Genomic DNA, 13,969 nt, shown 5'->3' with positions numbered 1-13,969 from the left:
CTTCACCGCTGTGGGGATTTAAACCGGCGATCGCCACGGATGGTTTGTCAATGCCGAAGTCCTGGGCTAAGCAAGTTAACAATAAATCTAGTTTACTGTCCATTAACTCCGGGGTTAGGGCCAATGGTACAGCTTTCAAAGGAATATGGGTGGTGGCTAGCAGGGTGCGTAAAGTCCAGCCAGTAAAAGGCGATCGCCCAACAAATGCCATACCAAAACGTTCTACCCCAGCTCGGCTTGCTAAAACTTCCGTTTGCCCTGGGTAATTATGTCCCGCCGCCTGCCAAGCGGATTTGGCGATCGGGGCAGTGACAATGCCGGCAAATTCCCCTGCCAAAGTTCTGGCGATCGCTTCATTCAAATAGGCAAAACTGATGGCCCCACTAATTGCATCACCCCGGCCCACGCTAACCTCCTCGAGGTTGGGATGGTCTACCTCCAGTAAATTAATCTTTTCTGGATCTGCTAGGTTTAAACCCGGATTTTTGGCCAACAGTTGCCCATGGGTTTGGGTCAACACAGAACGGGAACCGATCACCGTTAACTGACAAATTTGGACTAACTCTGGTTCAACCAGGGCTTTGAGCACTACCTCTGGACCAATGCCCGCCGGATCCCCCAAAGTCAAAATTAAACGGGGCAAACTCATACAATCCATACTCAATCAGGTTTAAGAGGATATTCCTATGGGATAATGAACCACCGACGACAAAGATTTTTTCATCCCAAATTATTCATCCCCCATTGAGGAATTAACTATGACCGCTGAAAGCATGTTGGCCAATGGCGCTTTTATCATGATTGGCCTGACCCTACTGGGAGTGGCCTGGGGTTTTGTCATTATCAAACTCCAAGGTAGCGAAGAATAGAAATTCCTGGGCCAAGGCGGTTTGATCCCTCCTGGTTTGGGAAAAAATATTGAAGTGATACTGATACCAGGACTATTAACTGTCCATTGTGCCATTGCCTAGTGTGAATTTTACCTATCAGTGCCAAGCCCGGTGTTCCCATAGCCAAGCCAGGGCTGGAATTTTTCAGACTCCCCATGGGTCGGTGGAAACTCCCCGTTTTATGCCCGTGGGTACCCTGGCAACGGTCAAGGGCATTACCCCCGCCCAGTTAGCCGATACCCAAGCCCAAATGGTATTGGCCAACACTTACCACCTCCATCTCCAACCAGGGGAAAAGATCATTGCCGCCGCTGGGGGAGTGCACAAGTTTATGGGCTGGCCAGGCCCGATGCTGACGGATTCCGGTGGTTTTCAGGTTTTTAGTCTCAGTCAGCTACGCACCATTGATGAACGGGGGGTCACATTTCGATCGCCAAGGGATGGTCGTTTGATTGATATGACTCCAGAGCATTCCATTCAAATTCAAAATGCGTTGGGGGCTGACGTGATTATGGCCTTTGATGAATGCCCCCCCGGCCAAGGCGATCGCCCCATGGTGGAAAGGGCCACAGCCCGCACTTACCGTTGGCTAGAAAGGTGCATCGAAGCTCACCAAAGGCCCCAGGATCAAGCTCTGTTTGCCATCGTTCAGGGGGGTACCTTTTTAGATCTGCGTTCCCAAGCAGCGGCAGAACTCATTGCATTGGATTTACCTGGTTACGCCATTGGCGGAGTCAGCGTGGGGGAAGCGCCAGCCTTAATTGACAAAGTAGTACAACACACCGCCCCGTTATTGCCAGCCCATAAACCTCGTTACTTGATGGGGGTAGGCACCTATCGGGAAATGGCTAGGGCTATTTTTGCGGGCATTGATTTGTTTGATTGTGTGATTCCCACCCGTTTTGGTCGCCACGGCACAGCCTTAGTACAGGGGCAACGGTGGAATTTAAAGAATGCCACTTTCCGCGAAGATTATCGCCCATTGGATGAAACGTGCCCTTGCTATACCTGCCAAACTTTTTCCCGAGCTTACCTCAACCATTTGATACGCTCCAGGGAGATGTTGGGTTATATTCTGCTCTCTTTACACAATATTACGGAATTAATTCGCTTCACCCAAAGCATTCGCCAGGCAATTTTAAATGATACTTTTACCAAAGATTTTGCCTATTGGTTAACTCCACCGGAGTAAATTTAGGATAAATTTAGGCGATCGCAAATCCAGTGTGGGGGCGCACCGACGGCTCTTGGAATCCCAGAACAATGGCTTCTTTAGGAATACCATTAGCAATTAGTTCATTAGCAATACCATCTTCAGTTCCATCACGTTGTACCCAAATTTTTCCCTCGCGAATTTCAATATGGATCAGGCATCCATGGTAATGCCGGTTTCCCTCCCATCCTTCAGAAAGAATAGCGTATTGATCATTTGCGGGGTCAAAGACTGCGAGATTACGGACATTAACGTTGGCATAGTTAATCTCTGTATAGGGTTGTAAAGTAATACAAATAATTTGACGATAATGATTTAGAATATCCATCGGGTAATATAGCAAAGATTGCTAAGGTTAGGAAATAATGTAGGGAAAGAGTTAAGAAAAAAGCGATGCCAGCCCCCTACAGTATAGAGCTAAAAGAGAAAGCGGTAAGTGCAGTGGAAAAAGGAGAGAAGAAAAGCCATGTCTGCCGAACACTGAACATTAGTCGCAACACCTTAGACCTATGGATAAAAAAGAAGAAAGAGACAGAAAGCGTGGCCCCGAAGAGAGATTATGAGCGTGGTCCACGACCGAAAATAGATAATATAGAAGGAGATGAACTCTACACCCGAGTAGGTGAGAACCTTCCCTCCCCAAAAGTCAGAAGGTTGGACAATTAGTTTCAGGGAAAGAGAAAGTTGATACTGGTTAGAAGCCAAAGCCGGAATCAAGGATAGGAGGTTGTTCGAGCCGGGAGTAAAGACTGTTTGGGAGTAGGGAGAACCGAGCCAGTGGATGCGGTGGTTCACCGATGGTGAAAGACGATATGGGAAGGAATTATGGAAATTAGCGAGTATTTATTTGCCCGGTAAGATGACTACAGATGCTTACCCCGACAAAAAGGTCTGGGGTGAGGGGTTAGAAGTGGCTAGAAATGGCTATGAAGATTAAGGGTTCTCAGGACAAGCCAAGGGTCGAATGGGTATTTCGAGAGCATCCATTTACGGAAATTAGTCCATCATCGGAAGTACATGCCAATCATTTAGACCTACATTCCGCACGTAGTACACCTTCGTCTAAAATCGAGTACGACGGCAAGCCTATTTCGGGGTTTGCCTCTTGACTCCCAGTCAATTAATACTAAACAATTACGCTATCTGTAGTGTTTTCCCGAAAATTTAGTAACTATTGGTAGAGCCTGCGGAATGTAGGTTTAGAGGCATTAAAGAGCGCCCTAAGACGTCGGGGGACAGCCTACCGTCGGCGACAAAACCACTATGCCAAGGAACTAGAGGGATTGCAGAGAGCCCTTAACGTGCAGAGGTTGCTACATAACTGGTTCCGTCCTCATGGAAGTCTGGAGAAAAATACCACTCCGGCTATGGCCATGGGCTTTATTGACCGCCCTGTCGAAATTGCAGAAATCCCTACCTGTAGAGGCTTTTGCCGATTCACTCCCTAAAAGAACAGTGCCCAAACTTATCACTTTTTCTCCTTTGTCAACCCCGTTGGGCAATTACAAGTATCAACCCAGGATGCTGAAGGACAAAGACCCAGAAGATCTCCATCAATTACGGGTGGGAATGCGACGGTTACGGACGGCGATCGTCAAATCATCTGTTCTCCTTCCACACCACAGTTCCAACTAAAATTATCATTGGTTCTATCTCAATTGTTCTCGTCTTTGGCCCTGTTATGTTTGCAGCGTACATCGTCCCGGAATAGGCCATTCCACTCGGTAAACTAGTCCGCCAATTTAATAAATTTACCGACGCTATATAGCCCCGCCGAATCCCAAGCTTCTGCAATTAATTTAGTGTTGGCCAAAACGGGGTCAGATTCGATCTCCTCAGATAACGTTAGCGGTCGCAATTTCACTGTCATGGAGTGTCATGGAAGGAAATCCTTTTGGTATCCCGCACTAACATCGAAGCCAGATCAAAACGGCAACCATCCACGTGCATTTCTGAAACCCAATAACGAAGGGAATCGAGAATTAGGCCCCGATAATAAGGTGATTAACTTTGATACTGTTGCCAAACCACCGAACCACTGTAATTTCTGTGGGAACTCTTGTTTTCATTGAAAATGTAGTACTTTTTGTCGTAAATGTCCCAGAAGGAAAGGATGAGTCCGTTTTCGTTACCTTCCGTTGTATCGTTGAAAATCACATTTAAAATGCCATCAATACCAGATGGTCACCACTGGTTAATGTCGATTAAGTTACAACACAACTTCTGTGCCAAAGCCTCCGGGGAATCCCTGTTGATAGCCGAACTGGGTATCGTTCATAATCCAGGCAATGTTCCAACCTTGGCTGGGATAACTAGCGAGAATATCGGTTTTTCCGTCCCCATTGATGTCGGCGGTTCCGGTGATTTTCCAATCCTTGCCCCAACTGGGCAGAATTTCAGTGGAAAGTAATCCTCCTCGGCCATCCATGAGATGTACTGCATTCCAACCTTCGGAAGGGTAGTTAACTAAAATATCCATATTACCATCGTTGTTCATGTCTCCGGCGGCCACGGCTTGCCAGCCTCCCCAGAAAGAAGCCGAGGTATAGCTCCCATAGGTTGTGCCATACATATTCCAAACAGCATTCCAACCAGTGGAGGGATTAGTAACTAAAATATCGGTATTACCATCACTGTTAAAATCGCCGGTATCAACGACCTGCCACTCAGTACCCCAGGAGGGCAGTCCTGCAACCCAAGATACTTGACCTTGATTGGTCACCCAGAGGGCATTGTAGCCAGTGCTAGGTTGGGTGACAATAATGTCGCTTTGACCATCAAAGTTAAAGTCTCCGATGGCAGTGGGCTTCCAGCCAACCCAACTAGTTAGGCTAAAGCTATTTTCCAACGTTCCCCCCTTAACAAGCCAGCCGCTATTGGTGTTATTAAAAGTGTTGTGGGCAATGGCAAAAAGAGTCGGTGGTAAGTTGGGTTGGAAAATGTCATCATTGGTAATTGTGCCGGTTACGCCGTTAGTTGTTCCAATGGTGTAGCCCTTACCACTAGCCAGGGTCAGAATAACCGTCTGATCCGGTTCAACCGTAGTATCTGCAGTGGGGTTGACGGTGAGGCTAACCGTGCTTGAACCAGCAGCAAAGGTTATTGTCTTGTTACTTCCAGGGGTTGCACCGCTGTAGTCGGCGCTATCCGCTGTCCCCGTAATGCCGTAGTTCACCGTCAGGGCATTGGTCGTTGGCCCAGTACGGGTGAAGGTATAGACCAAGTTGGTAACTCCATCTTCCGTCACACTGCTGGGAGAAACAGCTAGGGTGATTACGGGAGGATCTTCATTTTGTCCCAAAATGTAGGTAAAGTAGCTACCATTCAAATTCAAGTTGGTTTTTCCTCTGATGATACCAATTAGTTCATCAGGTTCATTTCCGGGTTTATTTAACCGTATTTGTGTGTCTTGCCCAAGAACGAATAGACTGTAGTCATTGCTCCTCCCTTTTAATTGAATGGTATCGCCTTCATTAGATTCAAAATCGGTAATGTCAGCATAATCATTGATGCCAGGGCTAGAGATACCATCATCGTATCCGAGCCAATTGGCATCACCTAAGATGAAACGATCAGCCCCTAAACCTCCAGCAAAAAGGTCAATTTCACCTTTCCCGGGTGAAGTATTCGTTAGGTTTACCGCAATCAGAATATCATTACCCAGATCTCCGAATAAGGTGTCATTACCTGCATTACCAATTAATGTGTTATTTGCTTCATTGCCCAAAATAAGGTTGTTTAAACTGTTTCCTATCCCGATAATTGCACTATCCGTAAGAATCAAATCTTCCAGATTTGCCCCCAAGGTAAAGTTCACGGAGGACTGAACTGTATCTATTTCGGTGGCTAGGGTAGATGTTTCTATTACAACATCCCCTAGAGAGTCCACCAAATAAGTATCATTACCGCTTCCTCCGGTCATAGTGTCATTACCCAAGTTACCTATGAGCAAGTCATCCCCAGCTCCTCCATCCAAAATATTGTTGAGGTTATTGCCGATGATTGTGTTGTTGAGAGCATTTCCTGTTCCTCGAACAGCAACACTCCCGTTGAGTAACAGATTTTCTACATTAGCGGGTAGCGTATAGTCAACTATGGATTCAACATCATCAATTTCTGTACTCAAAGTAGAGGTTTCTCTTACAACATCCCCTAGAGAGTCCACCAGATAAGTATCATTCCCTGTTCCTCCGGACATGGAGTCATTACCCAGGCCACCCACGAGGATATCGTTTCCTGCTCCTCCATTGAGGGTATCGTTGCCAGTTCCTCCCAGCAATAAATTGTCCGCATCACTACCGGTTAAGTTATCGTTAAAGTCTGACCCTTCAATATTTTCGATACCAATTAAGCGATCGCCTTGGGCATGGCCTCCGCTGGCTATTTGGGTCGTCAGATTCGCAGTAACTGCGGCATTAGAAGCACTGTAATCGACCGTATCAACGCCATCATCACCATTGAGGGTGTCAGCTCCTAGTCCACCGATGAGAGTATCGTCCCCAACACCACCACTTAAGCTATCTCGGCCATCACCGCCCTGTAATCGATCATTCCCCTCATCACCCATTAGCTCTGCGGGAGATTTCACCCCAGGCTGTAGTTCGATGATGTCATTACCTTTGCCACCACCAGCGGAGATTTTTTTAATGCCTGAAAATTCTTGGCTGAACTCAGTAATTGCTCCTGGAAAAGCTGGTTTAAGAACTGCTATAACCTCTCCATCAATCCCATCACCTAAATGAACAATTCTTACCACTTCATCGATATTGGGCGTTAAGCGGAGGGTATAATCCGTACTTGCTGCATCAACCTGTAGAACTCGGATAAAGTAGGTGCCGGGATCTACAGCAAAGTCAACGCGTTCAGATTGGGTTGCGGTTTGGGTTGAGCTTTGCAGGACTTCACCGCTAACGTTGAGGAGTTGTAGGTCAACATTACTGCTGAGGTCTTCCAACAGAACCGTGAGCAGGCCAAAGTCAAGCATTTCTAGGCGATAGTAGTCGCTACTGCCGGCCTGTCCAATAGAGTTGTTATAGCGTTTGGTTTCCAGAAGCTGGCCAATATTAAAGGCAGTATTAAGACTATTCCCAGGGTTATTCAGGGTTAGGTTAACGTTGGCGTCAAAGAATGCATAGTTTGTGCCATCAAAGCCATTCCAACCAAAGCTGGTACTTTCGCTAAAACCGGCATTGGGGGTAAAGGTTAAATTATTGAGGCTGGCGACAGAAATTTCTTGGTCGAAGTCAACATTAGTGTTACCTAGTTTGAGGGTGCCATTGGCAGGCAAAGAGGTGATTTTGATCTTGGTGAGGGCATCACCGTCAACATCGGTAAATTTTTTAATAAAGTCATTCTGGGTAAAAGTAACAACAGAAGCAGAACCGTATTTATTGACGTCAGCTAGGGTGGGACGGTCGGCAACGGGGGTGATGGTCAGGTTAACCTTAGCGGGGGGGGGCACAAAGGCTGTACCGTTGAAGCCTGTCCAACTAAAGCTAGCATTGCCGTTAAAGTTTTCGTTGGGAATGAAGACCAGTTTGTCTAGGTCTGCTAGGGCGATCTCTTCATTGAGGTCGATATTGAAGATAATTTCAGGGGTGATCAGTTCCAACCTTCCAGCACTGGCATTGGGAAGTTCTGTAATCTTGATTTTGGTCAGGTTTTGGCTGAAGACGGTACTGAAGTCGGCAGTAGTAAAACCAATAATACTGTCTTCAATTGTAGATTTTTCAAAATTTGTATTAGTAAAAGCAATGATGCTGTTTTGGATTGTGGATTTTTCAAAATCTTCATTAACGGCGATCGTGGCAATTTCTTCTATTAAGAGAGAAGGTGTTTCCAGTGAGACTAAGGCTTGAATGTCTTCTGTTAAAAAACCGGTTAAGACGTACTCGTAATTGCTTGCTTGTAAAGGTTGATCGCTAAATACGAGTAAATCACGGAAAGGTAAAGACGCATTATTTCTCACAGAAAAAGTGGTGAAAAATATACCTGGAGCAGAAGTCGCCCCCTGAGATTTAATAGTGGGGCTAAACTCAGAAAAATAAATCTCTATTTTATCTTCTGAAACTTTAAATAAATCGTCGCTAAAGCCAATTGTGTCTTGCCCAATATCGCCATCTGGGTAAAGGTAAATTTCAAATATATCGTTCCCAGGACCACCTCCCATATAGTCATTTCCATCAGCCAAAGAAAATCCTAAACGGATAATATCATCTCCAGCTCCTCCAAATATCCTGTCATTTCCAGTTCCTGCCTGAAGTATGTCATTACCATTTCCACCAATAATGGTGTCATCGCCATTACCATCGAATAGATCATCATCGCCGTCATTACCCTCAATATAGTCACTGCCATCACCACCATAGATGGTGTCGTTTCCGCTTTCCCCGTAAAGTACGTCGTTTCCTGAATCACCCTCAATATAGTCACTGCCATCACCACCATAGATGGTGTCATTTCCGCTTTCCCCGTAAAGTTCGTCGTTGCCGTCATTAACTGCCGCAGTAGCATTACCACCATCAATTAAATCATCTCCGTTTCCACCATAGATAGTGTCATCTCCACTATTGCCAGTCAGAGAGTCGTTACCACTCTGTCCAAGAATAAAGTCGTCTCCTGAACCACCATTTATAGTGTCATTTCCTGAACCACCATTTATAGTGTCATTTCCGGATAATGCATCGATAATATCGGCAAAATCAGTCCCAACAATAAAATCATTACCTGACGTTGGTGGCCCATTGAGAATTGTGCCCGTTGCACTGGCTTGGGTACCAATCGTATAGCCTGAACCAGAGGTAATTGTTACTGTTACAGTTTCATTATCCTCATTATTAAAATCAGCAATTGGGTCTACGATAATTGTCGTTGTAGCTGAACCAACGGCAAAATTAGCAACGGTTGCCGCAGAACCGATGATGTTGTAATCCTTTATTCCGGTGGGTAAGATCCCCGATGAGGCGGTGCCACTAAGTGCGTAGTTAACAGTTAAAGCACTATTGAGATTGCCAGTCCTAGTTAGGGTGAAAACCAATGAATTTGGTCCGTTTTCCGTCACACTGCTAGGGGATACGGCAATAGTAACAGATGGGGATGTTGATGGCAGTATATTTAAATTAATGTTGCCGGTAATATCCTCATAGCCATCTACTGCTATTTGATAGGTCGTCCCAGATGTGGCACTAAAGCTGACTCGACTTTGACGAACATCGACGCTAATATCATCGTTTTGTCCATTAGGCACTAGAGCCAAAGCATTAAGTGCGTTTCCTGTGTACACAGAAAGAACTGTATCAAAATTACTGCCAATGGTATCAATGGTCACATTTCCTGATACTGGAGCGGTCCAACTCCACCAAGCTGAGTTCAGGGCACCGGACTGGTTTGGTTCTCCAGTTTCTCCCGTAAATCCTACGTTAGTGCCATTTGTTGACACAACTGTACCAGAGACAGGAATGCGATTGGCGAAGTTATCATTGTTGGAATCATCATTGGTAATCGTGCCGGTTACGCCGTTAGTTGTTCCAATGGTGTACCCCGTACCACTAGCCAGGGTCAGAATAACCGTCTGATCCGGTTCAACCGTAGTATCTGCAGTGGGGTTAATGGTGAGGCTAACCGTGTTAGAACCAGCGGCAAAGGTTATTGTCTTGTTACTTCCAGGGGTTGCACCGCTGTAGTCGGCGCTATCCGCTGTCCCCGTAATGCCATAGTTCACCGTCAGCGTATTGGTCGTTGGCCCAGTACGGGTGAAGGTATAGACTAAGTTAGAAATTCCATCTTCCGCCACACTGCTGGGAGAAACAGCTAGGGTAATGGCTGGAATGACAGGATAAGTAAGATTTACCCAGGCCCAGTTACTAGAATAATCTGTGCCATCAAAACCATTCCAGGCAAAACTGGTATTGCCGCCAAATCCTGAATTTGGGACAAAACTCAAACTACTCAGGCTTGAAGTAGGAATTTCTTGGTTGAGGCTAACGTTAACATTGCCCAGTTTTAGCACGCCACCGTTGGGCAAGGAAACGATTTTGATTTTGCTGAGACTATTACCATCCGCATCGGTAAACTTACTGGTAAAGTCTGGAGCAGAAAAAGCAACTGAACTATTAGTATTGCCAGACTTATTAATATTGCTAATAACTGGCAAATCATTAACAGCCGTAATTGCTATGGCCACTGTGGCGGCGGCATTGGCATAGTTAGTTCCATCAAAACCGTTCCAACTAAAACTGGTATTGCCGTTAAAGTTAGCATTGGGAATAAAGGTCAATGAGCCTAGGTTGGCAACGGCAATTTCTTGATTGACCGTAACAGCATTATTGCCTAATTTTAAAGAGCCATTGGCTGACAGAGAAATGATTTTGATCTTGGTGAGACTATCCCCATTAGCATCACTAAAAGCATTGGTAAAATTATCAGCAACAAAAACAAAAACACGATCTTCTATGCCGTATTTATTAACGGTGCCTAAGACCGGTAAAGCATTAGGGGGAGTTATAATATCCCTTGTGACACGATTTCCTGTATTTAAAATTAAGGTATCTTCTACTCCTCCTATACTGGCGTACAGGTAATCGTAACCAGTCGTACCATTATTACTCCCTCCTCCGTTTCCACCATTACTAAATGAAGCTTGCCAAAGAATTAATTCCGGACTATTGAGATCTAAACCAACTGAAACAGAGTCAAGTAATTCCGATCCCGCAATAACTGTTTCAGTAATAGTACCAACAACCTTTTTGACCGTTCTTGTGACTGTTTTAAAGGCTTGTTTAAAGAAGCGACCAACCTTACCTCCAATTGGAATTCTATCAACTACCTCCTCAATGACTTCAAGGGGTTTAGTAACAACATTGACGATTTGGAGCGCACCACCAACAAATTCTGGAGAAAAGCCAGCTTTTTTTACGGCACCTTCCAAGTATTTTTTGAGGAGTAAATCACTAGCATCGTTAGTTGTTCGAAGAGCTTCGAGAATCTTAAGAACTGTGGATAATTTTATATTAACCTTTGCATTTAATTGAGCAAAGATTTTACCGTCTATATCAAAAAATGGAAACCGCAACTCATTTAAGAAGACTTTGTTTGGGTCAAGTCCATTAATTAAATCAAAATCAGCCTGGGCACCGATCTTTCCACCGAGTTTAATCAAACTAGAACCGGCACCAGGAGGTGCAATAGAAACACCAGCAGAAATATTTCCGCCAATGATTACTTCTGGTTTTTCTTGTCCATTAACTTTATCGACTAAGTAAAAACCAGAGGAAATTATATCTCCAAGATTATTAGAGCCGCTTGTAAGACCCTGACTATTAAAACCAAAGTCTGGGGAACCAGCAAAGGCTTGCATCCCAATTCCTGCGCCAATGGTAAAACCAAGGGGCCCAAAAATTGGAATATTAACTAAATCATCAAAGTTAAGCTTAAAGTCAAAGGTTGGTAAATCATAGGTAAAGAGGTCAAAATTTTCTCTGCCAGTAAGATAATTGAAGACTACTTGAGGATCATCAATTAGTGGAAAAGCAAATCCTTTCCCAAATCCTGAGAGTTTATTTTTGACATCGGAAATAGAGCTTGAGTCAACTGTTCCTGAAAAAATTGGTTTATTGATGCCATTTGCTCCAACATTAGCTAAAGCACTTTCTTCAGCATTATCAAGGGTAAAGGAAAAGTTGCCAAAACCTAATTTACCACTACCTAATTCTTTGGATTTTTCTAGCGTTGTAGTAAATTCGGTTACAACCTTAATCAAAGGAATACTCTTGATTAGTTGGGTAACTCCAGCATCTGCCCCTGTTATCCGTTCATAAATTGAACCACCAACAATGAGTAAATCTAAGATTGTTATTCTTTTGTCTTCTTTAAAAATTGGAAATATATCATTATTTAAACTACCACCTCTTGTACCCAGGAATTTATTAACAATTTCCTTGAAATCATCTGAGTTTAGCCCTAAAGCAGGAAAGTCACCGGTAATAAAATCTATATTTTTAGTCAAAGCATCTAGAACTTCTGCTACAGGCTTGATAACTTCATAAATCTCAGACAAAAGCCCAAAAATTAGCGAATCTTCGCCAAAAACAGAACTCAGATCTAGCTGGACATTGTTGAAATTAATAGTGGGTGAGGTTTCAGGATTATTAACATCAACAAACTTACCTTTAGCAAAATCATACTTAGTATTAAATGCCAGTTCAGTGGTCAATTTAGGCAAATAAGTTAAGGACTCACTACCCAACTTGAGATTAGGATTCAAATTCAGAGATCCTGTTAAGAGAGGATCTAGGTTGGTAATTGTACTTAATTGCGAAAAGTTGAGTAAATCATCAGCATCATCTGGCTCATCAAGCAAATCAAGACTAAAACCGAGGGACGAAAGAAAGGTTTTTTCCGTCGGGCTTCTGTCAGAAGCTGTTAAAGATAGAAATCCTAGTTCTCCTACTAGATCTTGAATATTTTGTATGGTTACATTTGCACTTAACTCATTCTTACGAACCGTATCGACAAAAAAGTTATTCGTTGCCAGATCAATGCCAAAATCTAGAACCACCGATAAATCTATATCCAAACCGACTGCACCCGTGAAAGATAAGTCTAAATTGGAAATTCCTAGGTCAGTATTTAGATCAAAATTATTTGTATTTTTAGATTCAAATGCCAGTTGGTAGCGTAACTGTTTTGGCATGGAGACTAAATCTTCTGGTGTGGACTTAATGACTTTAACCCCTGCCTTTATTAACCCCTCTGGAACCCCTGCCTTTATTAGCGAATTCTTCAGGATTTGAGTGATGCGCTCCGCGACGTCCTGGGGTGATAGGTTCGTATTGAAGTCAAACAACTGATCAATATCAGTACTCAAAGTTTGTAGGAGTGAGAATCCTGAATTTTGCTTTAAGTTTTCTAGAAGCGCACTGGACAACTGCCCAAACAAGCCATTGCCGCCCAGCTTTTGTGAAAAACTACTATTAAGATTAAATAGTAAACTAGTCAAACCCTGTCTAATTCCCTGTATATTGCCCGAGTTTAGTACTAGATCAGCTGAGTCAGAAAACTCAAGCGTCTTAAACTCCCCTGCCCCCTGCATCGTGGAGAGTGGAGTTATAAAATCTCCCAAGTTTCTACCCTGCTCCGGCGCATTCCTTGCCTGGACTAGACTCGCGACAAAATAGCCAATCTCAGACAGAATTAGGTCGTTTAGCTGGGCTGAGGACGCCGTCGTAAAAAACTCTTCTGATAAGTCAATTGTATTTTTGCTTGGATTGTAAGACGCTACCGCCGACCCAAGTCCTTGACTTTCCACGATATCAACTTGAGGCAATCCACTAAAATCGCCATTAGCCCATTGCAGGCGCAAGGCCTCGGCAGAGGCAAAATCATAGTCTGTGCTGTAGACGGAGTCAAAGCTTTGCCAGAAAGAATCAAGACTCGCAAAATCCATCAATTGCTGATAAATTGCCGACAAATCTAAATTCACCATATTCATTTGGGGTGATGGAGTAAGAGGAAACGAAACAAATGAGTCCTAGGCATTCTTCTGGGGCAAGACCCCAGTCTCAGATCAGCACAAAGTGGAAATACTCGGAAATACTCGGAAATACTCGGAAATACTCGGAAATATTTCACAAAGCTACATCAAGATCACTCAATCGCTCAAAAAAGTCACAAATCTTAATGTTTTCTTTGTATTTATTCTATTCAGTAGTGTTGTTGAGCGTCTTATGGGTTATCTGGCGATCTATCCCTCTTCCATCAATCTAGGCAGATGAATGGCAGAATATGTCCCATGAATTGACCAAATATCTTAATCGATCTAGCTCATTAACTTTATTAAAAAGCTTGGTCAACTCATCTAAAACATGGG

Annotated in this window: 7 protein-coding genes and 3 pseudogenes; 6 read left to right on the top strand and 4 right to left on the bottom strand. The window is 44.0% G+C overall.

Annotated elements, in window-relative coordinates; genetic code table 11:
* On the bottom strand, positions 1 to 658 hold a 658-nt coding region (locus tag IQ219_RS08415; protein WP_194072320.1), incomplete at its 3' end, for a 4-hydroxythreonine-4-phosphate dehydrogenase PdxA.
* A gap of 100 nt (positions 659 to 758) precedes the next feature.
* Here IQ219_RS08415 and IQ219_RS08410 point away from each other — a divergent pair.
* Positions 759 to 869 (top strand): PetM family cytochrome b6-f complex subunit 7, encoded by a 111-nt coding sequence (locus IQ219_RS08410; protein ID WP_190598358.1) that lies wholly within the window; start codon positions 759 to 761, stop codon positions 867 to 869.
* A gap of 88 nt (positions 870 to 957) precedes the next feature.
* Entirely contained in the window at positions 958 to 2,082 is a 1,125-nt protein-coding gene (gene tgt / locus IQ219_RS08405; RefSeq protein WP_194072319.1) for a tRNA guanosine(34) transglycosylase Tgt, read from the top strand.
* A 13-nt stretch (positions 2,083 to 2,095) separates the two neighbouring features.
* On the opposite strand, the gene IQ219_RS08400 is transcribed toward tgt, so the two are convergent.
* On the bottom strand, positions 2,096 to 2,431 hold the full coding sequence (locus IQ219_RS08400; RefSeq protein WP_190598356.1) for a XisI protein: 336 nt from the start codon (positions 2,429 to 2,431) through the stop codon (positions 2,096 to 2,098).
* Between the two features lie 65 nt (positions 2,432 to 2,496).
* Between IQ219_RS08400 and IQ219_RS20515 the strand changes: the two are divergent.
* The 4 genes and pseudogenes from IQ219_RS20515 to IQ219_RS20510 form a co-directional block, all read left to right on the top strand.
* Positions 2,497 to 2,646, top strand: a pseudogene (locus tag IQ219_RS20515) (transposase); the annotation flags it as partial.
* 48 nt (positions 2,647 to 2,694) lie between these two features.
* Positions 2,695 to 3,149, top strand: a pseudogene (locus IQ219_RS20065) (IS1 family transposase); the annotation flags it as partial.
* A gap of 153 nt (positions 3,150 to 3,302) precedes the next feature.
* Positions 3,303 to 3,551 (top strand): annotated as a pseudogene (locus IQ219_RS08390) (IS1 family transposase); the annotation flags it as partial.
* Between the two features lie 7 nt (positions 3,552 to 3,558).
* A complete protein-coding gene (locus IQ219_RS20510; RefSeq protein WP_338117499.1) occupies positions 3,559 to 3,738 on the top strand; it encodes a CHAD domain-containing protein in 180 nt (59 codons plus the stop codon).
* A 94-nt stretch (positions 3,739 to 3,832) separates the two neighbouring features.
* Here IQ219_RS20510 and IQ219_RS08380 read toward each other — a convergent pair whose 3' ends face one another.
* Positions 3,833 to 3,973, bottom strand: a complete 141-nt coding sequence (locus IQ219_RS08380; RefSeq protein WP_194020629.1) for a hypothetical protein — start codon at positions 3,971 to 3,973, stop codon at positions 3,833 to 3,835.
* A gap of 339 nt (positions 3,974 to 4,312) precedes the next feature.
* On the bottom strand, positions 4,313 to 13,585 hold the full coding sequence (locus tag IQ219_RS08375) for an FG-GAP-like repeat-containing protein (protein WP_194072317.1): 9,273 nt from the start codon (positions 13,583 to 13,585) through the stop codon (positions 4,313 to 4,315).
* Positions 13,586 to 13,969: the final 384 nt, after the last annotated feature.

Source organism: Synechocystis sp. LEGE 06083 (assembly GCF_015207725.1).
In the GTDB taxonomy this organism is placed as follows: domain Bacteria; phylum Cyanobacteriota; class Cyanobacteriia; order Cyanobacteriales; family Microcystaceae; genus Synechocystis; species Synechocystis salina.
This window is presented reverse-complemented; position numbering and strand designations above follow the sequence as displayed.

Excerpts from the sequence above, each read along its gene's own strand:
- IQ219_RS08410 (WP_190598358.1), top strand. The coding sequence starts at position 759 with ATGACCGCTGAAAGCATGTTGGCCAATGGCGCTTTTATCATGATTGGC.
- IQ219_RS08400 (WP_190598356.1), bottom strand. The coding sequence starts at position 2,431 with ATGGATATTCTAAATCATTATCGTCAAATTATTTGTATTACTTTACAA.
- IQ219_RS08375 (WP_194072317.1), bottom strand. The coding sequence starts at position 13,585 with ATGGTGAATTTAGATTTGTCGGCAATTTATCAGCAATTGATGGATTTT.
- IQ219_RS08380 (WP_194020629.1), bottom strand. The coding sequence starts at position 3,973 with ATGACAGTGAAATTGCGACCGCTAACGTTATCTGAGGAGATCGAATCT.